20 protein-coding genes and 1 tRNA gene are annotated in these 20,633 nt (G+C 36.9%); 11 read left to right on the top strand and 10 right to left on the bottom strand.

Translation table 11 applies throughout. From position 1 onward, the window contains the following. The first annotated feature begins 2 nt into the window (after positions 1 to 2). The 10 genes from ABR854_RS02070 (at position 3) to ABR854_RS02025 (ending at position 10,302) form a co-directional block, all read left to right on the top strand. Positions 3 to 305, top strand: coding sequence for a hypothetical protein (locus ABR854_RS02070; protein WP_350263679.1), 303 nt, complete (start codon positions 3 to 5; stop codon positions 303 to 305). Continuing rightward, a complete protein-coding gene (locus ABR854_RS02065) occupies positions 296 to 2,764 on the top strand; it encodes a TraG/VirB4 family ATPase (protein ID WP_350263678.1) in 2,469 nt (822 codons plus the stop codon). The genes ABR854_RS02070 and ABR854_RS02065 overlap by 10 nt, the downstream gene beginning before the upstream one ends. A gap of 71 nt (positions 2,765 to 2,835) precedes the next feature. Next, entirely contained in the window at positions 2,836 to 3,780 is a 945-nt protein-coding gene (locus ABR854_RS02060) for a hypothetical protein (RefSeq protein WP_350263677.1), read from the top strand. Then, positions 3,777 to 4,406, top strand: a complete 630-nt coding sequence (locus ABR854_RS02055; protein WP_350263676.1) for a hypothetical protein — start codon at positions 3,777 to 3,779, stop codon at positions 4,404 to 4,406. Before ABR854_RS02060 ends, ABR854_RS02055 begins: the two co-directional genes overlap by 4 nt. Further along, on the top strand, positions 4,403 to 5,218 hold the full coding sequence (locus tag ABR854_RS02050; protein ID WP_350263675.1) for a DUF4138 domain-containing protein: 816 nt from the start codon (positions 4,403 to 4,405) through the stop codon (positions 5,216 to 5,218). Before ABR854_RS02055 ends, ABR854_RS02050 begins: the two co-directional genes overlap by 4 nt. Before the next feature lie 47 nt (positions 5,219 to 5,265). Further along, positions 5,266 to 6,390 (top strand): conjugative transposon protein TraM, encoded by a 1,125-nt coding sequence (gene traM, locus ABR854_RS02045; RefSeq protein WP_350263674.1) that lies wholly within the window; start codon positions 5,266 to 5,268, stop codon positions 6,388 to 6,390. A 20-nt stretch (positions 6,391 to 6,410) separates the two neighbouring features. Next, on the top strand, positions 6,411 to 7,793 hold the full coding sequence (locus ABR854_RS02040) for a hypothetical protein (protein ID WP_350263673.1): 1,383 nt from the start codon (positions 6,411 to 6,413) through the stop codon (positions 7,791 to 7,793). Further along, a complete protein-coding gene (locus tag ABR854_RS02035) occupies positions 7,790 to 8,185 on the top strand; it encodes a hypothetical protein (protein ID WP_350263672.1) in 396 nt (131 codons plus the stop codon). Before ABR854_RS02040 ends, ABR854_RS02035 begins: the two co-directional genes overlap by 4 nt. 130 nt (positions 8,186 to 8,315) lie before the next feature. Continuing rightward, a complete protein-coding gene (locus tag ABR854_RS02030) occupies positions 8,316 to 8,732 on the top strand; it encodes a hypothetical protein (protein ID WP_350263671.1) in 417 nt (138 codons plus the stop codon). 211 nt (positions 8,733 to 8,943) lie between these two features. Further along, a complete protein-coding gene (locus tag ABR854_RS02025; protein WP_350263670.1) occupies positions 8,944 to 10,302 on the top strand; it encodes a site-specific integrase in 1,359 nt (452 codons plus the stop codon). A 103-nt stretch (positions 10,303 to 10,405) separates the two neighbouring features. Here ABR854_RS02025 and ABR854_RS02020 read toward each other — a convergent pair. From ABR854_RS02020 to ABR854_RS02005, 4 genes are all read right to left on the bottom strand, one after another. Further along, positions 10,406 to 10,479 (bottom strand) — tRNA-Asn (locus tag ABR854_RS02020). A 142-nt stretch (positions 10,480 to 10,621) separates the two neighbouring features. Next, on the bottom strand, positions 10,622 to 10,906 hold the full coding sequence (locus ABR854_RS02015; RefSeq protein ID WP_350263669.1) for a hypothetical protein: 285 nt from the start codon (positions 10,904 to 10,906) through the stop codon (positions 10,622 to 10,624). 25 nt (positions 10,907 to 10,931) lie between these two features. After that, positions 10,932 to 11,561, bottom strand: a complete 630-nt coding sequence (rsmG, locus tag ABR854_RS02010) for a 16S rRNA (guanine(527)-N(7))-methyltransferase RsmG (RefSeq protein ID WP_350263668.1) — start codon at positions 11,559 to 11,561, stop codon at positions 10,932 to 10,934. Between the two features lie 27 nt (positions 11,562 to 11,588). Beyond that, the gene (locus ABR854_RS02005; protein WP_350263667.1) at positions 11,589 to 12,803 is read right to left on the bottom strand and encodes a glycosyltransferase; all 1,215 of its coding nucleotides are present in this window, start codon (positions 12,801 to 12,803) and stop codon (positions 11,589 to 11,591) included. Between the two features lie 126 nt (positions 12,804 to 12,929). Here ABR854_RS02005 and tgt point away from each other — a divergent pair, with 126 nt between their 5' ends. Next, the gene (gene tgt, locus ABR854_RS02000) at positions 12,930 to 14,060 is read left to right on the top strand and encodes a tRNA guanosine(34) transglycosylase Tgt (protein ID WP_350263666.1); all 1,131 of its coding nucleotides are present in this window, start codon (positions 12,930 to 12,932) and stop codon (positions 14,058 to 14,060) included. Between the two features lie 165 nt (positions 14,061 to 14,225). Here tgt and ABR854_RS01995 read toward each other — a convergent pair whose 3' ends face one another. From ABR854_RS01995 to ABR854_RS01970, 6 genes are all read right to left on the bottom strand, one after another. Then, on the bottom strand, positions 14,226 to 15,419 hold the full coding sequence (locus ABR854_RS01995; RefSeq protein WP_350263665.1) for an NAD(P)/FAD-dependent oxidoreductase: 1,194 nt from the start codon (positions 15,417 to 15,419) through the stop codon (positions 14,226 to 14,228). Between the two features lie 278 nt (positions 15,420 to 15,697). Beyond that, the gene (locus tag ABR854_RS01990; RefSeq protein WP_350263664.1) at positions 15,698 to 16,198 is read right to left on the bottom strand and encodes a DUF6691 family protein; all 501 of its coding nucleotides are present in this window, start codon (positions 16,196 to 16,198) and stop codon (positions 15,698 to 15,700) included. Positions 16,199 to 16,219: 21 nt separating this feature from the next. Then, positions 16,220 to 16,795 (bottom strand): YeeE/YedE family protein, encoded by a 576-nt coding sequence (locus ABR854_RS01985; RefSeq protein WP_350263663.1) that lies wholly within the window; start codon positions 16,793 to 16,795, stop codon positions 16,220 to 16,222. Between the two features lie 9 nt (positions 16,796 to 16,804). Beyond that, a complete protein-coding gene (locus tag ABR854_RS01980) occupies positions 16,805 to 18,208 on the bottom strand; it encodes an OprD family outer membrane porin (protein WP_350263662.1) in 1,404 nt (467 codons plus the stop codon). A 171-nt stretch (positions 18,209 to 18,379) separates the two neighbouring features. Beyond that, positions 18,380 to 20,062, bottom strand: a complete 1,683-nt coding sequence (locus ABR854_RS01975; RefSeq protein ID WP_350263661.1) for a bifunctional metallophosphatase/5'-nucleotidase — start codon at positions 20,060 to 20,062, stop codon at positions 18,380 to 18,382. A gap of 12 nt (positions 20,063 to 20,074) precedes the next feature. Then, entirely contained in the window at positions 20,075 to 20,503 is a 429-nt protein-coding gene (locus ABR854_RS01970) for a DsrE family protein (RefSeq protein WP_350263660.1), read from the bottom strand. Positions 20,504 to 20,633: the final 130 nt, after the last annotated feature.

Genomic DNA, 20,633 nt, shown 5'->3' with positions numbered 1-20,633 from the left:
ATATGGAAATCCGAAAATCTTTAGAAAATCCGATTAAAATACAAGGAATTGATGCCTCCGATTTGGGGCTTTCACTCGTGCTTTGGATTAGTTCGTGCATCTTAATGAGTGTGTTACGTTCCTTGTTCAATATCTCGCCTTACTATTATTTGCTTAGTTTGGTAAGTCTTATTTTGATTTTAGTCCTACTTAAACGAGCTTCAAAGAAAAAACATCCTTCGTTTTTAAGAAGTGAAATATCTTGGCAATTCATGCAAACCAATTTGATTGATGTACAACAACCCAAAGTATTTTTATGCAACTAAATCTTATCAAAAAAGCCAGTTTTGAAGACCTATTTCCGATTTGGGCAATGGAGGAAAACCTTGATGGGCAGGGGCAAATCATCTTCAAAGACGGTCGGGTAGGCATTGGTTTTAAAGTCAATTGTATTGAAACCGAAAAACTCAGTTCGGGCGAATACAATAAAATTGGGGAAAGTTTTACTGCTGCATTGGCTGACCTACCGCCCGATGTTACAGTGCAATTGTTGGGATTTTATCATTATTTACCCTACGATGCTGACTTAAAGGACAAGTCAAATTATGAGTATAAAATTTTGATGAATTACTTGCAAAGACCGATTCAACAGCACCAACAATACTTGTTTATTTCCTATGGAACGGCTGATATTAAAGAAAAAAGTGCCGTTAATAATCTGTATGTCAGAAAAGGAATGGCTTATGTTGCTAATCCATTTAAAGGTATTGAAAAGGTAAAAGAACAGCTTGAACGCATGGCGAATACCTTCATTTCAAAGGTGACGCAAAACAATGTTAGCTACGTTCGATTGGGTAAAGAAGCTCTCAAAAGTGTAGTGCTGCAATATTTCAACCTTAAATTCGATGAACCACAGCATTTTATCAGCAATGCGTTCCAACCTCACCGAGATTGCTTGCAAATCGGACAAAAACTGGTAGGCATTGCCACTATGGATGGACAAGCCAAAGAGATTTTCTACGACCATAAGAACGAACAGGGAGTTTGCACACCAACGATTTTACCTTTGGGCAATGAACTGGAGTTGGAACACATTCTTTCTATCACTTGGAAATCATTGGATACCGAACCCGCTATTCATAGCCTCGAAAGTAAAGCTCGTTGGACGAATAATTTAGGCTTTTTGTCTTCCCAAGCCCACGATACCCAAAGTGAAGAAATCAAAGAACACATTGACGAAGTAACCAAAGGTGGTAGAAAACTCTTCGATATGAATGTGAGTGTGATTTTTTGGGGCATTGGTGAAAGACAATTTAGCCAAAACAAAGACCTCGTTGGTCGGGCTTTTAGTAAAATCCGAGCCAGTGCATTTATTGAGCAAACCGACACATCGGCCTTGTTTTTCTGCAATTCCCCCGCTAATTCCTACCAAAATTATCGTTGGATTGAAAAAATAACCAATGAAAATGCGGCCATTTATGCCAATTACATCAGTAATTATCAAAGCGAAAACAAAGGAGAATTACTTTGTGACAGATACGGCTCGCCCGTCTATGCTGATTTTTATTCACCCAAATTGAACGGCAATAATTTTATGGTGATTGGGCCGACTGGTTCGGGGAAAAGTTATACCATCGGTTACATGATTATCCAAAGACAAGAAAAAGGTGAAAGGCAAATCATTATAGATGTAGGTGGCACATACAAAACTATTTTCTTTGGTAATCGTAAAAGCCTGTATTATGAATACAATCCCAGCGAACCACTCAAGTACAATCCTTTCTTGATTCATCGTAGTAATAATGGCATTTATGACCTAAAATCTAAGGATAATGAGTTAAAACCAACCTTTTTAATCAGTCTGATTGCCACCATTTGGCTTGGCACGGACAGGAAATTAGAACCCGCTGAATTAGCAATTTTGGGTGAATTAATCGTGGGTTATTACGATGCCTACAATGAAACGTTACTGGGTGTACCAAGCATTGATGGCTTCTATCAACATGTGTTGGCGTATCGAGAGAAAGGCATTGCTGACCCAAAATCATTTGAATACCTTGACTATGAAAGGCGACAACGCTTTTTTGACTTCAATAAACTGATTATCACCCTTAAACAATTCGCCAAAGGTGGTTTATACGGTGAAATCCTCAATGCCGAAACCTTAGACGATGTTTCTGCCTTCTCATTAATTTGTTTTGACTTAGCTAAAATCAAAGAAAACCCTACGCTTTACCCCATTGTGGGCATGATGATAAGCGAACTGGCTGCCGATATTTTAGCCAAATATCCCAATGATATTCGACGCATCTACATTGACGAAGCATGGAGTATGTTGAGTGGGCTGGGCAATTTCATTGAAAATATGTACCGAACCATTCGGAAAATCAAGGGAGTTATTGGCATCATTACCCAAGGCATCAACGAAATCAAAAAATCAGGTATTGGCGAAATTGTAAAAGCCAATAGCTCAACGATTATTATTTTGAACCACGAAGATAGTGATGTGTTGAAAGGTTTATGTGAATACATGGGCTTGACCGAACACCAGGAAGATTTAGCTAAATCGCTCCGAAAGTCGGAAAAGTGGCGAGAAATATTTGTCAAACAAGGAGAATTTGCTAAAGTGTATCGAGTAGAAGTACCGCTTTACATTGCGGGTTTGATTACCAGTTTTCCTGACGACCGTAATTATATCAGAAACTTAGCAGGTGAAAATGGGGAGAATATCACGTTGGCCTTAAACCGATGGATAGAGCAAAAGACAAATCAACGCTCGGATTAGAAAGTTAAGGATTCATTGTAATCAATAATTTTCATTTGCAAAATCATTTTAATACTTAAAAGAAAAATACTATGATTCTAATTTTTTCAAATCCTGGTATCATGGAAAATGGTACTTTTCAAGGAGCATTGGGAGCTGCAAAAGTTTTGGTAAGTACCGCTTCTGGCACTTGTTTGAGCATAGCATTTTCTATGCTGGCAATCCAAGTTTTTTGGATGATTACTCAAGTCATTGTTTTTCAAAAAGCTTGGGACTTAATGGCTGTTCTTCGAGTGCTGGGCTTCATCTTCTTCATCAGTTTCTACAATGAGTTAGCTACTTCAATTATTTGGACGGCGGATAATATCAGCAATTTATTTGAGGCAAAAAAAGATATTTTGAATGCTTTGGGCAAAATTACCACTGGCGATATTACACAAACCCACGAAACCTCTTTGGGCATTCTCGGAACTTTGCCCTACGATGATTTTTCAAGTTTCGTGGCTTGGTTGATGAGTAAAATCCAAGAAGGCTTATCGCTATTTGTACGCTTACTGATAGGCAAAATGCAGGTAATGTTGGTATCATTTATGTACGTAGCAGGGATTTTCGCTGCGATGTTGGCTACGATTCCAGGCTTTGGTAGTTCGTTTGGGCATTGGCTCAAAAACCTGCTCAACATGCTGTTTTGGTCATTGACTTTGGCAATTTTGGATAATTTCATGGTATTTTTTTTCAAAAGTTACCAACCAGACCCAGCCGATGCGATGATTGACTTGGTGGTGCTAAACCTTGCCATCATCATCATGTACATCAGTGTGCCACTGCTCACGAGTCTTTACATTGGCCATGCAGCAGCATCGGGCATCATGTCTCGCATGGGTGGAACGATGGGTGGAGTAGCTTATGCCGCCAGTGGTTTTATGAATAAAAATGCAGGGTCAATTGGTAGTAAAGTGTCAAATTATGCTCAACGTGGGTATGCGACAATGAAAGATAAATTGAATGGAAATTCAGCTAAACGAAACAAATCATGAAAAATTTATTTGAAAAAGGAGTTAGTTCTGGTAACATTGATAGAGTTACGAATCGGCTTTACAATTTGATGCTTTTCTCAATTGGGGCATTGGTTTTTAGCAATATATTTTGGGTAGTTTGGCAGTGGCAAGTCAGCAAAGATGCCGACCAAAAAGTATATGTTCGCTCTGGTAAAAGTTTATTTTCAGCCAATTTAGAAAGTAGCTCTGATAGTAGAAATATCTATCAAGCACGTGGTTTGATTGAAGCCTTTACTGAACTATTGTTTGAAAATAATGCCGAAAACTACCGTGAACGGCTCAATACCGCACTCACACTCATCACTGCCAAAGATGGTCAAGCAATTGTTAGAGGATTTAATGCAGAAAAAGTTTTAGAAAATCATTTCAAATACAACAGTTTTTCAAGGCTACAAGTGGACAGTATTTCAATCAATATGAACATTATTCCCTACCAATGTACGGTTTTGATGCAACAAATAATTGTGTATGATGGTAAAGAAGTAGCTAATCCGATTGGAGCAAAGTTTAATTTAATACCCGCTCTATACTCCGATGAAAATCCCTTTGGCATGTTGATTACCAACTTTAATTATATCACTTATCAAGCCATTGAAAAACCATGAGACAGTTACTTTCATTAGCACTATTGTTGTTAAACTTTCATTCTTACGGGCAGCGTGACGTTGGACGGCATTCCATCGGGCAGAAATACGATACCATTTATGTCAGCACTGAAAGTACAACATATTTGATTTTTGACGAACCGATAAGTTTGTTCAACTTGGGCAGTAAAGACTATGAAGCCCAAGCCGACGACCCTCATATTCTTTTCATTCGAGCCAAAACAACTTTGGCCAAACGAAGTACGATTGTTGTAACGCACGGCGATGAGATATTGACTGCTTACGTCGCCTTCAAAATGAACTCGCAGGCCTTTTATGATTTCCGAAAAAAGCAATTACCGAAAGAGGAAATTGTAGAAAATACCGAGCAAAAGCAAATAGAAAATAAGCTCAAACTCCTAACAAGTCTGCCAAGAAATGTCAATATTAAAGCTAAAAAGCAGCAAATTGAACTTAATCTACTGAATTTGTACAATGACAATGAGGCTACCTTTTTGAGATTTTCGCTCCAAAATCAGAGTAGTATTATCTATGATTTAGACTATGTAAGTTTTGCCTATATCGAAAAACGTAAACGGACGACCAAAAGGATTAATACCTTGAATGGTGGTTTGCAGGAAGTTGAACCCTTGATAAAATTCGAAAAATTACTCACCGAATCGAGAAAAAGTAATGAGTATTTGTATGCTTTACCGCTGTATTCTACCACAGAAGATGGTTTCTTACAAGTAATTTTTAGAGAAAAAGCAGGTTTACGAAGTATCATCATCGAAATTCCCTTTAAGAAAATCCTTCGTGCAGAACTTTTTTAGTCTGGAAGAATTTTCAATACTATCATTTCAAAACGAATTATAAAACTATGTCTTCAGCCAATAGATTAGAAGAAAATCAAGAAGCCCAAAAGGAAGTTGAGATTCCTAATAAACCAATACTGAGCAGATTTGCCAAAATCAAAGTTTTCTTGAAAAAAAACTGGGCTGTATTGTTGATTCTCCTATTAACCATTAGCTCATATATTGTCTTGCAATCAGTTAAAAATGACTTACAATCAAAAACAGGTGAGCAAGCAGGTTTCAAAAGTGGGGAAACCCCCGATTTAGCTAAAGAAAACAAAGCAAAAGAGGAAGCTCAGACACAAATTGATAGAGTTGGTGCGGCTGGCCAAGCCAATAATCAAATTAATGAAACGAAAACTATGGAAGCCGATTCTAACGAATTAGTACAGTTTTCGATGGTAAATGCTTATAAAAAAACACAATCTAATGAAGTGCAAAAGGTTGCAGTTACAAAACAAGATACTATCAAGATTGTAGAAAAAAATGATATGAGGGTTGTAAGACCAAAGAATAACACTCAAATTTTCGCAGCAAAAAGCAAAAGGGAGAAAATCAAGGTTTCAAAAAATGAAATCATACCAGACACTGAGGGATTCAATACCGTTGTAGTTTCATCAAAAAAGTCGGTTGAAAATACAACAAATAAGGAATTTACATCACCAAAACGCTATTATAAAGCGGTAGTTTATGGCAATCAAACGGTTAGGAGCGGCTCACAAGTTCGGATAAGGTTATTAGAATCGCTCACAGTAGATGGACAAACAATTCCCCCAAATAGCCTATGTACTGGTATTGCCCTACTTGGGTCAAACCGAGTAACCATTGCTCTTACCTCTGTCCAAGTTCACGGACAACAAATGAGTATCAAAAGCATCGTTTTCGATAAAGATTTATTGCCAGGTATCGCCTTTAGCAATGAGACTGAGGTGCAACAAAGCATTCGCCAACAACGCAATTCGGGCATTGACCAAGCAAGCAATGATGTGATTAATAACATTCCACAAATTGGGGGTACAGCAGGTGCAGCTCTATCAACAGGGGTTGGCGTAATAAATGGAATTTCTAAGAGTATTCGCTACGGTGGCGTACAGAAAAACATCGGTGAAATCACCTTAGAAGAAGGTTACAGGGTATTTATTCAACAATAATTTAAACCAAACAAAATCTTATGAAAGAACGTATTTTAATTTTATTCCTATTGATTGGAAAAATAGGTTTTGCCCAGATTCCAAGCATTGACCCAACGGCAATTCAACGATTGATTGAGTTGAAAAATACCGTTGCCACCTTGAAAAAAGGTTTAGCACTCCAAAAAAACATTGATACCAACACAATGGGCGACGAAGCCAACTCAACGGCTCTCGTAGAAGCACAAGGTAAAATCGAAGACTTTTTAAGAGATAGCGATGAATACATTCGTTTATCGTTTAATAATACTGCTTATAGCGATTTGAATAATTTGAGTCGTTTTAGCCAAAATTTGAAAAGTAATATCTCCAATAACCTGAATAGTAGTACTTGGAAAGTAAATGACTTACAAGCTTATTTGATGGGGACAAACTACTCGGCTAATAGCGGTTCTGAATTTTATGATGTCCTTACCAAAGGGATTTCTTTGGATAATAAGCAAGGTACAAATACCATTAATGGCTACTATGACAATCTGAATAAACTTTATAACCGCCAATATGCTTTGCAAACGGTTATGCAGAAAAAGAAAATTCAACAGGCTCTGACTTACTACAAAATGGCTGACGAACTGGAAGCAAAAGCAATGGCACTGAACGAAGGAATGAAAAGTCAAACAGCAGGAAAACCATTCACTTTACAAAATAAAGGCGTTTTTGGACTCAACAAATCTACCAATACTGGTGGGCTATTTGATGATTTATTTTCATCTAATTCGGTGGAATTACCCAATTTTACTTCGTCAGGAGTAATAAAGGTGAATGGACAAAATTATGTATTAGATGCAACGGGTAATGTGTATGATGATAAAGGCAATTTTATTACACAAGATTTAGGTTTTGGAGCAAAAGAACAAGCAATGGAAGCATTTTTAAAAGATAATCCCAATCTAAAGTCTGCAATGGGTAATGCTTTCGATGAATTAATGGCAAATCCTTTTGGACTCATTGGCTCTTTGTTCAAAGGAGGGCCAAAAACACCCCAAGTGTATTTAGATGAAATAATTAAACAGAGAATGGAAGCAAAAGTACAAAATCAAGCCAATGCCGTACAAACCGAAATCTACAATAATATCCTAAAAACTGCCTTCGAGGGTAAGGATGGAAATTATTCGGGGCTTTTGAATAGCCTTAATTTCACCTCAAGTAGTTTCGGCACAAAATCAGGCTTACGTATAAGCACAGGCGAACGGATTGCAGGAAATAAATTCTCTATTGACTTAATCACTAAAGCCCAAGAACTAAGAGAAAAAGCCGATGCTTTGGTTTTGGAAGCCTTAAAACGCACTGATGAACAAAAACAATTGGATGCAGTTTGGCAAAAGGAAATGATTAGAAAATCATTAATCAAGATGACTTTATGAGAAAAATAGCCCTCATTACTCAAATTGTTGTCATGCTAAGCTGCTGCATTTCCTGTCAAGAAAATCCTGAAGGTGTCATGTTAAAGTATTTCAAAGTAGCAAATGAAGTAGTCAATAGCGATACTTCGGAAGTGGAGTATTTACACAAGCATTTGTCCAGAAGAGCCAAGAAAATGATTGATTCGTTGCCACTTTTGATGCCATATAGTTTACTCTCACTCACAAAAAAAGGGACATTGGCAATTGCTGAAATAAAAGACCAACAAGCCGTTACGAAAGACTCAGTTATTTTAAACATTGATTTGATTTACATCGGTGGTCATGTTGGCACCATTCAACAAGCAATGGTCTTTGAAGATAATGCGTGGAAACTAAGTATTTCCACTAAATAAATGTTATTTTATTTAGAATAAAAATCAAAAAAATGCTCGGTTTTACTGGGTATTTTTTTGAGATAATTTTCAAATTAATACACGTATTGCATTATATTTGTAAAGCAAACCGTAAAAAATTCTAAATAAAATGACACTACCTACTAAAGCATCTGCCTTAGATGCGATTAAAATATATGAGTCTATTTACCAAGAAATTCCCTCAATGATAGATGCTAGTCCTGAACCACTGACTTTTTGGGCAACAGCATTAGGTTTATCCAACTCGGCAGTTTCCAACAAGAAAAAAGGAAGAAGAGACTGGAAAGCTAGCGAAATAAAAAACGTACTGAAAGCTCTAAAAAAAGATACTAAAATAGTCGATAATTATATTGAAGTGCTTGAAAACATTGATAAAATGATTGCCGAAAAGGGGTACAAAAAACAATTTTTCTACCATAAAGTAGGTTTGAGTAATATGCAAATTCACATCCGCAAGACCAATAAAAACAAAGATTACTCTACTTGGCAGATTGACGAAATAAAGAAATTAGTCGAAGCTTTATAGCATTTTTAATATCAAACAATTTAAATAAACAACTTTATTGCTTTTCAAACGACGTTTTCATTACTACTGGTAGTTTTAACATGACTATTGTCTTTCAAGCAATTAATAGTCAGCTTTTTAGCTAAAAAAACTTCATAAGAAATAGTTCATTTTCTGATACTGAAATACGGTATCATTGCCTTTATCTTTTCCATATTTTAATAAAATAAGCATGGCAACAGTAAATTACTACCTTGATACTCGAAAAACCGATGAAGGTTTTGGTATCATTAAACTTAGAATCACGCATAATCGTGAACAAAAAGACTATTCTACAAAAATCAAGATTGCCACCTCAATCTTTGACAAACTAAAAAAGCAAGGGAGCGAAATAGATGGTAGAATCCGTGATAATGAAATAATTCACTATCATCATTTACTCTACGCAGCAAAAGATAATAGAAAGATTTTTGCAGACGGTTTTATCCTGCGTGCAAAAACGATTATTAAAAAATTAGGAGACAATTTTGACTTTGATAATTTCAAAAGCGAGTTTGATAATTATGGCAAAGAAATGATGTCTTTTGATGAGAAAACTGATTTAATCAAAACATTAAATATAAAATGTGAGGCTTTAAAAGCGAAAGGACAAATCACACATGGTACTAATTTTGGTTTGGTGGCAAAGTCATTAACACGATTTGTTGAATACTTACAAATAGAAGAACCGAACCGATTAAAGCCAAAGAAGAATTTTGTTTTAAGATTTAATCATGTTGATAGCACCTTTCTGAATGATTGGAGTTCATTTATGAAAGAACATGGTAAAGTATCTCAAAAAAAGGAGGATGGTGTACCAATAGGAGCATCGGGGGCTTCTGATACAACAATTGGGATTTATAGCCGAACCCTACGAGTTGTTTTTAATGATGCGATTGAGGCAAAAATTATTGAGAGAGATTCTTATCCATTTGGAAATAAACGTTTTTCTCCGCCTGTGGGTCGTAATATTAAGAAAGCACTTTCTACCAGTCAAATTGATGCAATCAAAGCGTATGTCCCAACACCAAATACATTAGAACAACGTTCGCATGATTTGTGGCTTTTTTCATACTTCGGCAATGGTATGAATTTTACTGATATCATCCACTTAACCTGGCAAGATATAAATGATGATAAAATCTTGTTTCAAAGACAGAAAACGATGAAAAGTAATACGGATATTTCGGTGAGAATAAATGATACTATGAGAGAGGTATTAGACCGATGGGCAAATAAGCAAAAAAATGAGAAAGACTTTGTATTTCCCTTTCTGGTCGGTATTAATTCACTTGAAAAACGTAAAGCTGAAGTGCATCAAGTTGTTAAAGTAACGAATCACTATATGAACCAGATTGGGGCTAAGTTAGGAATAAAAGAAAAGCTTAATACTTATGTAGCACGCCATAGCTTTGCAACGAGATTATTAAGAAGTAATGCACCTTTGGCAATGATAAAAGAAAAATTAGGACATAAAAAGATTTCTACAACTGAAAGTTATTTGGGGAGTTTTGAAAAAGAAGTAGAAGACAAATATTTAGATAAATTATGATTTGCCGAATTTGTAGTGAGACTTGTAGTGAGACCAATTTTTTAAGGCATAAAAAAAGAGCTACATTTTACTGTAACTCTCTGATTATCAAGATTTTAACTTGCTCCCGAAGCTGGGCTCGAACCAGCGACCCTCTGATTAACAGTCAGATGCTCTAACCGACTGAGCTATTCGGGAAACTTTTTTCGGTTATAATTTCGTTCTTCATTTCTTCGTTCCGAAATCATAATGCAAAGGTAAGGGATTTATTTTTTGTTGTCAATACCTAAGCGAAAGTTTTTTTTGCTTTTTTTTAAAGTTTTTTTTAGTGTATTGATAATCAATGTCTTGCACGCTCAAGAATTAATTCCTTTACTTTACGTGCATCGGTCTTGGCAAAGTTTCTAATCAAAATTTCTTGTTCTCTCGCTCTTGCTTTGATTCTGATGGTTGAAAAAAAGATACCAGAGTCGATTTCTACACCTGCAATATCGTTATAGAAAACAAAATTCTCGGTGCTGCTAAACACTTTACGTTCTTTAAATGTAACGCCTTTTTCGCTGAATATGACCTCATCAGGTAACAAAGGATTTTTTAGGGTACTTGCTGAAAATCTTTCGTTCATATCTCTAAATATTTAAAAATAAAAATTAAAATGGCACATACACTACTTTTTTTGTCTCAAAAAACTCTTCTGTGAAATAATCGGCTAAATCATACAATTTATATTTTCCACCAAACTCATCGAGCTCTTCAGTCAAATCACCGCCTTTTAGATACAAAATCCCATTTTTAAGGTCGTTAAACTGATTTTTAGTTACTTTGTCTTTAATCCACCCATAAAATGGCTTTAAACGTGTTACGGCACGGCTTACAATAAAGTCATAATCATTCACAACGTTTTCTGCACGTTCGTGTTGGGCAGTTAAATTTGTTAGCCCAATAGCTTGAGAGACTTCGGTTACAACTTTTATTTTTTTTCCGATAGAATCAACTAAGTGAAACTGACAATCAGGAAACATAATTGCCAACGGAATTCCAGGAAAACCTCCGCCTGTACCTACATCTAAAATTTCCGTGCCAGGCTTAAATTGCATAACCTTCGCAATACCAAGCGAGTGAAGCACGTGTTTTTCGTAAAGATTTTCAATATCCTGACGAGAAACTACATTGATTTGGGAATTCCAAAAACTATAAAGTTCTTGCAATTGTCCAAATTGGTGTAACTGTTTTTCTGTAAGGTTCGTAAAGTATTTTGTAATTAAAGAAACGTCTGACATAAACAATTTGGGCGACCGTCGCACGGCTTAACGCCATTTAATTTTCTTAGGATTTGAAAACAAAGTGATTAGACCAAAAATTAAATAATAACCTGCATACAACATATCGTAATAAGGTATCTTCCAAGAACTAACGGTATTATTGAGTTTTTTATTGGCTTTTGCCAGCACAATCCAACGAATAAAAAGCCACAAGAAAAACACAAACGTTACCAAACGCATCCAATCGTTGTATAAATAAAAATCTTGTAAATTATTATCATCTAATAAATAGGTAGGAATGCGTGACCACTCAGGTGCTTCAAACCATTCAGGTTTGATAAAAAACACTGGTAAAAACCAAAACCAACAAATAAGATGGCTGGCCGCCAATAGCCCTAAAGAAATCTTATCACGTAGTTTATAACGTTTTCCTACTGAAAGATGACGACGTTTTTGGATAATCCATTCGCCCCAAGTTTTCTTCGGAACAGACATCACGTGTGCTTCTTGCTCAATGCAAATCGCAACATTCTCTTTGTTTGATGCTTCATTGACAAATAAATCATCATCTCCACCCAAAAGTCCGTGATGGCTCGCAAAACCGTTTGTTACCCAAAATAATTCCCGACGATACATCAAATTTCTACCAATACCCATATAAGGCATCCTTGATAAAGCATAAGAGAAATATTGAAGAGCCGTTTGAAATGTTTCATAACGAATCAATGAATTGAGCTTACTGTCGGCATATTCATAAGGCGAAAATCCTAAAACAATATCTTTGCCTTGGGTCAATTGAGCAACCATATAATCAATCCAATGTGGACTGGTCGGACGACAATCAGCATCTGTTAATAAGATTACTTCCTTAGTGGCTTTTTTTATACCCATCGTCACTGCATACTTTTTTGCGGTAAAGTGGGCAGGAAGACTTTCAATTCTTACGAAATTTACCTTTTTGTAATCTCCTTCGTTAAAAAGTAAATAATCGTAAGTTCCATCAACCGAACGGTCGTCTGAAACAATGATTTCAAAATTAGGATATTCTTGTGCTTCAAGTAGAGGAAGAAGTTCCTTCAGATTCTCAAGTTCGTTCCAAGCTGCCACAACAATCGAAACACTCGGTTTCTTTTTTTGTTCGGTATCTGGTTCATTATCATAATGCGAAAGCAAACGAGTGAAAATCCCCAAAATATAGACGAGTTGGACGACTAAAGCAGTAAAAAATATAAACGGTAGTAAATAGTGCCAAAACACCATGCAATTGCGGTTTAGGTGAAACTTTGTGCAAATATACAAACCTTCAATGAAACCAATAGAAAGTTATTGCTAAAAATCAATGAATAAATACTTGTATTAGCCAAAATGAAGGGTGAAATTTGCTGTATGAAATACGAATTACATAAAACAGACGCACAGTCGAAAGCCCGTGCTGGCAAAATTACGACTGACCACGGCGAAATTCTAACGCCAATTTTTATGCCTGTTGGTACAGCCGCTACCGTAAAAGCAGTGCATCAACGTGAGTTGGCCAGTGATATTAAAGCTCAAATTATTTTAGGAAATACCTATCACCTATATCTTCGTCCAGGTCTGGATATTCTCGAACGTGCAGGTGGACTTCATAAATTTAATGGTTGGTCGGGGCCGATTCTCACCGATTCTGGCGGTTATCAGGTATTTTCATTGAAAGATATTCGAAAGATTTCGGAAGAGGGTGTAAAATTCCAATCGCATATTGATGGTTCAAGACATTTGTTCACACCAGAAAATGTGATGGATACTCAGCGAACTATCGGAGCCGACATTATTATGGCTTTTGATGAGTGTGCCCCCTACCCTTGCGACTACATGTATGCAAAGAAATCCATGGAAATGACCCACCGTTGGCTAACTCGTTGTATCAATCGTTTTGATAGCACCGAGGGAAAATATGGGTATTCACAAGCATTATTCCCTATTGTGCAAGGAAGTACTTATAAGGATTTACGTATTCAGTCGGCTGAGTTTATTGCCGAGCAAAATCGTGAAGGAAATGCAATTGGAGGGTTGGCAGTAGGCGAGCCTGCCGAAAAAATGTACGAAACCATTGATTATGTCAATGATATTTTGCCAAAGGACAAACCTCGCTACTTGATGGGAGTTGGTACGCCAGAGAATATTTTGGAAGGAATTGCTCTCGGTATTGATATGTTCGACTGCGTAATGCCAACTCGAAATGCCAGAAATGGTATGTTATTTACAACGCAAGGAATCATAAATATCCGAAACGAAAAATGGAAAGATGATTTTACACCAATTGATGAAACGCTCGGAGGATATGCGAGTACGTTTTATTCAAAAGCATATTTGCGTCATTTAGTAAAATGTGATGAGATTTTGGCAGCACAAATTGCCAGTGTGCATAATCTTACCTTTTACCTATGGTTGGTCGAGCAAGCCCGTGAGCATATCTTAGCAGGAGATTTCTTAACTTGGAAAAATGCAATGGTAAAGCAGGTAATGCAACGCTTATGATTTAAACTTGTAAGATTATCAAATTGGTTACAATCGAACAACTTGAGTCGAAATTTATGTGTTGACAGTTGAAAACTTCGCTTAAAAGTTATCACAATATATAAAAAATAAACAAGCCCCAAAGTAACTCTCGGGGCTTGTAAAATATAATCAGTTTTGAGAAGCTTACGCTTTTCCTGTCAGAATTTGCCCCCAATACATTCTTGGTAAAATCTCTTTTTTGAGCATATACATACTCCAACGCTCCTTGGATTGGTCGAATGGGAAAGTTTCCATCGGTTGATTATTATAATCAAATTCTGCTAAAACTAATTTTCCGTAACCCGTTACAAGTGGACAAGAAGTGTAGCCCGTATAACTTGCTCCGAATGCTTGACTTTCAATCAACGATAGTAAATTGGCCACTACAACAGGGGCTTGTTTGCGAATGGCAGCACCAGTTTTTGAGGTTGGTAGTCCAGACGCATCACCCAACGAGAAAATATTGGCATATTTTACGTGTTGAAGTGTATTTTTATCGACATCGACCCAACCGCCAGCATTAGCGAGTGGACTATTTTTGATAAAATCAGGAGCAGATTGTGGCGGTGTTACGTGAATCATATCAAACTCTACCCAAGTTTCAACATCTTTATTATTTTCTCCAAAACCCACAAACTTTGCACGCTTGTTCGGCCCATCAATTTCATCGAGCCTTTGCATGAAATTGAGTTTTATATTGCCACGTTTACAAACTTCTAAAAGCGTTTTTTCGTACTGAGGTACGGCAAAAAGTTTGGCGGCTCCACTCCAATACTGAATATCAGCATTGTCCAGAACACCATGTTTACGAAAATAATCGGTCGCCATGTACATAATTTTATGCGGAGCCCCACCGCATTTTACAGGTGTATGAGGGTTGTGAAAAATAGCTTTTCCTCCCTTAAAGTTTTTGATGCACTCAAATGTATAAGGTGCAGTTTTGAAGCTATAATTGCTGCAAACACCATTTTTGCCGAGCGTTTCGGGTAAACCTTTTACAGCACTCCAATTGAGCTGAATACCTGGACAAACTACCAGATAATCATAAGTATATGTAGCTTTATCGGTCGTAATTGCCTGAGCATCAGGATTAAATGTTTGAACCAATTCTTTAATCCAAACTGCTTTTTTGGGCATTACATCAGCTTCATTTCTTTCGGTTTTTTCAATATCGAAAACACCACTTCCTACCAAAGTCCATGCGGGTTGATAATAATGTTTCTCGGAAGGGTCAATGATAGCAATATCCAATTTATTATTCTTACGAAACAACTGTGCTGCTACCGAAATTCCTGCATTTCCGCCACCGATGATGATGATTTGATGATGATTTTTCATTGATTTAACTATTAAGGTTAATTAGAGTATTTAAGGTAAATGCTTTAAGCTAACTTCATAAAGTATAAACAATTCTTTATATAATTACAAATTTAATTCGTATTAATCAATTATTATTAGGATAATTCACGTAGTTTATCGAACAATTTAGTTATTTTGGAGCTTGACTCTAAGCTTGATGATTGAATTGTACTAAAAACAAGAAAGCCAGCAAAAGTACTATAGCTTTTACTGGCTTATTTTCTGATATTTTATTTATAATCAGGTGATTATATTAATCAGTTCGGCAACTTATCTTTCAATAAACCATACGTCCAAGTACCTGCAACTGCACTAAAAAGCGTTACGATTACAACCACATAACCGCTACCAATTTGGGCAAAAAGTGGACCCGGGCAAGCTCCTGTGATTGCCCAACCTAAACCAAATAGCAAACCACCGTAAACTTGACCTTTTTGGAATTTCTTAGGATGAAAATCGACGGTCTCACCAGCGATTGTTTTGATATTAAATTTCTTGATTAAAAAAACTGAAATCATTCCCACAACCACGGCACTACCAATTACGCCATACATGTGGAAACTCTGCAAACGAAACATTTCTTGGATACGAAACCATGAAATGATTTCAGCTTTCACAAACACAATTCCGAATAAGATTCCTACAATCAAATATTTTATGTTGTCTGTCCAGCTTTCGGCTTTTTTCATGTCGTTCGGAGCTTCACAAACAAATGGCTCAACAACAGCGGTATCTTGAATTTTCTGAATATTTTTCATCGAATTTATTAGCTTAGAATATTAGAATAATTTAAAAATGATTGGCATAATTAGGTGCGTCATCGTGAAGCCGCCAACCATGAAGCAACAAGTAGCAATTAACGATGGAACTTGTAAGTTTGATAGCCCCATGATGGCATGACCCGAAGTACAGCCGCCTGCATAACGAGTACCAAAACCCACTAAAAAGCCACCAACAACAAAGAAAATGAGTCCTTTTACTGAAAATAAGGTTTCAACTGAAAATAAATCAGCGGGCATTAAACCTGCAAAATCTTTGATGCCAAGGGCTTTTAAATCATTGATTGTGGCTTCTGAAAGAACAAAATCGTTTGGATTTTCTAAGAAATTGCTAGCGATGATTCCACCAAAAAAAACACCCAATACAAAAATCAAATTCCAAATTTCTTTTTTCCAGTCATATTTAAAGAAAGGAATATCGGCAGGAAAACACGCCGCACAAACGTGGCGAAGCGATGATGAAATACCGAAAGATTTATTGCCAATCAGTAAAAGAGTTGGAACGGTAAGTCCGATAAGTGGGCCTGCAACATACCAAGGCCAAGGCTGAAGAATAAAATCAAATAATTGGTTCATGCGTTTTTGTTAATAATGAAAATTGATAATTAAGTTTAAGTGAGTCATGTTTACTTTATTGAATACGAAGCGGTCGTTTTGGTAAGTTTCGCCAATATCATCTTTACGAACCACTAAAAGTAGAGCGTTGAGTCCTTTCAAATAATGGTCAAATTGATAAGTCAAACCCAAATTTATTTGTGAATAAGTAGGTACGCCGTATTTGTTTAAAGCAAAGTTTTTCACATCAGGAAGCTGAAAATAGCCGCCGCTCAATTCTATTTTGATGTGTTTTTCAGGTTTGAAAAAAGTGTTCAGCGTTACGGCCGTTACATCGCCAAAACCTTCGTTTCGTTCACGAGGCATAAACGTATAAAACGTTTCACGTCCCCACTCTCGTGGCATCAGATAACGACCTTTGGCCGTGATTCGAGTACCACTTAGAAACCAATCAAATTTGATTAATTGCTGCCCCAAACGCCCAGAAAATACATTTGAGCTACTATTTTTTTGCGTGTATGCCTTCGTTGGGTCTTCGTTTCCGCCATTTCCTACGGCATTTTGTTGGATATATTGTCCGCCAAAAATCCAGTTTTTGCCAGCATTTGGCTTCGATTTCCACTCTGCTTTTACTTGAACGGTGTTCAAAACATTAGCAATGTAAGTATCCCAAAGTTGAATATTCCATTGTTTCTTTTGGTAAACTGCTCCAACAATTCCGACACCTGCCGACTCTACATTATTCTTATACTGTGACGGTTTTCCAGAAATATCAACCCCAACTGGATAAATACCCATGCTTTCGCCCGTTTCAAACCATCGAACGGTTGAACGTGGTGAAATTCGCCAAATATATTCGCCGTGAAGATTCAGATTGTTTAATTCTTTTATTTCTAAAACGGCTGCTTCGACCAACGTTGGACGCATTCGCCCATCTTGTGGATTGATAAATGGCGTTTGTGGAATTTGGCGACCAATTGTTAAAGTTGATTTCTTACCAAAATGAGTTTTGACGAATAATTCTTCGAGTCGGTCTAAATCTTCGTGGTCGTCGGGGCGTTCGATGTCGAATAAACCTATTTCATATCGATTTACTTGGTTAGTTTTTGGGTCAGCTTTACTTAAATCAGATGATTTTAGATTAAACATAAAAAAGCCACTCAATCCAATCTGAAAGTGTTTGAAAAATTTCGGAGTTTCATAACCAATTCCTGCCCCCATACCCCAAGCATAATAATCAGACAAATCATCTTGATTGATTGTGCCTGACATATAAGAACGAGCATGACCATAAAAGCGACCTCTTTCAAAAAAATGGCTTAATGAATTGGTATCTTTTTCTGCTTCGAGGTGAGCATGAATGCCTTGTGCATTTGCGAAGCTAAACGACAGAAAAAATGACCAAACAACATATTGTAAATTGACTCTTCTCATAAATTGATACTTTATGCTACAAAAGTATCCGTTGAAAGATGCGAAATCCGTGACAAATGTTACATTGAAGTTTTTTTACCACTTAGTCACTAAGAAAAAAAAGAGACGTTCCATTGCGGCAACATCTCTTTCACAAACATAAATCAAAGGTTGTTGTACTCGAAAAAACTTTTATACAAATTGGTAATCAATGCCTGAAACTTGACTTAATAAATCTTGCGGAGCATCTAAAATTTTAGCATCGTGCCTTAATGTTGGTGTTACGGGTGAAAATTTTTGTAAATATTCCTTCATCATGCTGTGTAGCGTAAAGGCAGTATTTGTGCCTTCTTTTACTCCTTTCATGCGGCAAAGCATATCATCTGGGTCGCCATCACGTTCGCAGGCACATAGGGTATAACTATTGGTTACATCGAGCGGCTGGCCAGCAATCGTTACTTTTTGTACCCGATGCCCGACTCTTTCAAAAGCCTTAAACTCAACCTGCATACCTTTGAAGCGTATCAGCCAACCGCCAAAACGTTTGGAAGCATCTTGAGCAAATACATTTTGTAGCTCTTTTTCGAGCCAATCCATGATTTGTTGACCAGTGGCTTTGGCGGTTCTGATGGTAGAATCAACAGGAAGCATATCGTATAAATAACCTTCAGTAATGGCTACTTTGCCATCTTTTCCAGCCGTGCGAGGCGGGCAGAAACGAAAACCATTCGATAGCACAATATCGGCATTAACTTTCCATTTTAGGGCGTCAACAATCATCGTATCAATGGTGTTTTCTACCACAAAATTTCGGTAAAGTGGTACGGTGCTATATCCTAAAACCTTGTTAATTTCTTCTTTATAAGGCTTTTCTATTTGCTCAATAATTTCTAAAACTTCCTTTTTTGCTGGAAATTTCTGTGGATTTACCTCGATGAGTTGATATTTTTCACCCGTAATTTTGCCATTTTCTACTTTTAAATCGAGTCTTCCAACGAATGAACCAAAAGCCCCAGGTTCAACGATTTTTGAGTATTCGGCTTGGATTGGTTTTCGTACTCGTTCGTGTGTATCTGCTCCGAAAATATAATCAACACCTTTGCAATCGGGGTGATTTCCGAGAGCAATTTGTTGTGAAAGTCCGAGGTGAGAAAGAATAATGACGAAATCACATTGTTCTTGTTCCTTCAAAAGTTCAACATATTGTTTGAGATTTTCTTCGGGTTTTGTGTAAATAATTCCCTTACTATAAAGTGGCGATTGGCGAAGCGGTACGAGTGGGTCGGTATAGCCCAAAATGCCAATTTTTACGCCCAAACGATGCACAATTTGATAAGGTTGGAAAATCAATTCACCTTTCTTTCCATCGCCTAAATCGTGGTACATATTGGCACAAACTTTCGGAGCGAGCAAGCCGCCCATGAGTTTCTGCATATTTTTTTTGTAGTAAACTACTTCCCAGTTTCCTGGCAGATACATATCATAATTGAGGGCATTGAGCAAAGGCACGAAGGCTTGTCCAGTGGTTTTTACCGAAAGCATACTGCCCTGAAACATATCGCCCGTGTCAACAGTAATTGTATTTTCGGGATTTTCTTTCTTCAAAACATCCAAAGCAGTTGCCAAATGAGCATAACCGCCAGTTTTACGAAAAGTGAGCTGATTGTTTTCCCAAAAAAGCTCATCGTGAGCGTGAAGCTGACAATGCACATCGGTTGTTTGCAAAAACGTTATTGAGCCATTTTTGGCTGTTTCATTATTATTTTTTGCCGAAACCGTAGTTTCATTGTTGGCCATTAAAGCACTTGGAGTTGAAACGCCTACCGCAGCAGTGGCCAAAAGCCCCGATTGTAAAAATTTTCGTCTTGATTGCATCTTTGAAATTATTTAAAATCCTGCTTTAATATATGACCAACCTTGTTCTTGCTTTTCGATGATTTCGACCAAACCCGCTGGCACAAATCCAGCTTTCGAGAAAATTTGTTCTTTGGTCAGTTTTTGTTGTTTCAGAGAGTTTTCACAAACAACAAACGACACGCCTTGTCCGATGAGATTATTGATTTCGGGTTCAAATTGGCTTTTGCCTTTTAGCACCATTCCCAAACCTTTGTTATGGATTACTACTTCGATTTTGGCAGTTGGCCAGACCGACAGCACATTCGATAGCTGTTTGGTCAAGGCACGATAAGCAACGGTATCGGGTGTAGAAAGGTGAAAAACTACTTGGTGTTCTTTGTTTTTCTTGTGCTTTTGGGCAAAAACTTCGGTAGATGCAATGATTAAAAATGCGAATAATAACAAATTGAAGGCTTTCATTAATACAGTATTTAAGGTTGAATAGTGCTAAAGCACAATTAAGAATTGAGAATTAAAAATTAAGAATGACTTTACATATAAAATGCTGATTATTAACGATATACCGTTTTCTTAAATAAAGTAATAATCC

This window comes from Emticicia sp. W12TSBA100-4, from assembly GCF_040253585.1.
Lineage (GTDB): Bacteria > Bacteroidota > Bacteroidia > Cytophagales > Spirosomataceae > Emticicia.
Note: the sequence above shows the minus strand (reverse complement) of the source record. Positions and strands in the feature narration are given on the sequence as shown.

What these genes read in the sequence shown, in the direction of transcription:
- ABR854_RS02070 (WP_350263679.1), top strand. Translation starts at nt 3, where the DNA reads ATGGAAATCCGAAAATCTTTAGAAAATCCGATTAAAATACAAGGAATT.
- ABR854_RS02065 (WP_350263678.1), top strand. Translation starts at nt 296, where the DNA reads ATGCAACTAAATCTTATCAAAAAAGCCAGTTTTGAAGACCTATTTCCG.
- ABR854_RS02060 (WP_350263677.1), top strand. Translation starts at nt 2,836, where the DNA reads ATGATTCTAATTTTTTCAAATCCTGGTATCATGGAAAATGGTACTTTT.
- ABR854_RS02055 (WP_350263676.1), top strand. Translation starts at nt 3,777, where the DNA reads ATGAAAAATTTATTTGAAAAAGGAGTTAGTTCTGGTAACATTGATAGA.
- ABR854_RS02050 (WP_350263675.1), top strand. Translation starts at nt 4,403, where the DNA reads ATGAGACAGTTACTTTCATTAGCACTATTGTTGTTAAACTTTCATTCT.
- traM (WP_350263674.1), top strand. Translation starts at nt 5,266, where the DNA reads ATGTCTTCAGCCAATAGATTAGAAGAAAATCAAGAAGCCCAAAAGGAA.
- ABR854_RS02040 (WP_350263673.1), top strand. Translation starts at nt 6,411, where the DNA reads ATGAAAGAACGTATTTTAATTTTATTCCTATTGATTGGAAAAATAGGT.
- ABR854_RS02035 (WP_350263672.1), top strand. Translation starts at nt 7,790, where the DNA reads ATGAGAAAAATAGCCCTCATTACTCAAATTGTTGTCATGCTAAGCTGC.
- ABR854_RS02030 (WP_350263671.1), top strand. Translation starts at nt 8,316, where the DNA reads ATGACACTACCTACTAAAGCATCTGCCTTAGATGCGATTAAAATATAT.
- ABR854_RS02025 (WP_350263670.1), top strand. Translation starts at nt 8,944, where the DNA reads ATGGCAACAGTAAATTACTACCTTGATACTCGAAAAACCGATGAAGGT.
- ABR854_RS02015 (WP_350263669.1), bottom strand. Translation starts at nt 10,906, where the DNA reads ATGAACGAAAGATTTTCAGCAAGTACCCTAAAAAATCCTTTGTTACCT.
- rsmG (WP_350263668.1), bottom strand. Translation starts at nt 11,561, where the DNA reads ATGTCAGACGTTTCTTTAATTACAAAATACTTTACGAACCTTACAGAA.
- ABR854_RS02005 (WP_350263667.1), bottom strand. Translation starts at nt 12,803, where the DNA reads ATGGTGTTTTGGCACTATTTACTACCGTTTATATTTTTTACTGCTTTA.
- tgt (WP_350263666.1), top strand. Translation starts at nt 12,930, where the DNA reads ATGAAATACGAATTACATAAAACAGACGCACAGTCGAAAGCCCGTGCT.
- ABR854_RS01995 (WP_350263665.1), bottom strand. Translation starts at nt 15,419, where the DNA reads ATGAAAAATCATCATCAAATCATCATCATCGGTGGCGGAAATGCAGGA.
- ABR854_RS01990 (WP_350263664.1), bottom strand. Translation starts at nt 16,198, where the DNA reads ATGAAAAATATTCAGAAAATTCAAGATACCGCTGTTGTTGAGCCATTT.
- ABR854_RS01985 (WP_350263663.1), bottom strand. Translation starts at nt 16,795, where the DNA reads ATGAACCAATTATTTGATTTTATTCTTCAGCCTTGGCCTTGGTATGTT.
- ABR854_RS01980 (WP_350263662.1), bottom strand. Translation starts at nt 18,208, where the DNA reads ATGAGAAGAGTCAATTTACAATATGTTGTTTGGTCATTTTTTCTGTCG.
- ABR854_RS01975 (WP_350263661.1), bottom strand. Translation starts at nt 20,062, where the DNA reads ATGCAATCAAGACGAAAATTTTTACAATCGGGGCTTTTGGCCACTGCT.
- ABR854_RS01970 (WP_350263660.1), bottom strand. Translation starts at nt 20,503, where the DNA reads ATGAAAGCCTTCAATTTGTTATTATTCGCATTTTTAATCATTGCATCT.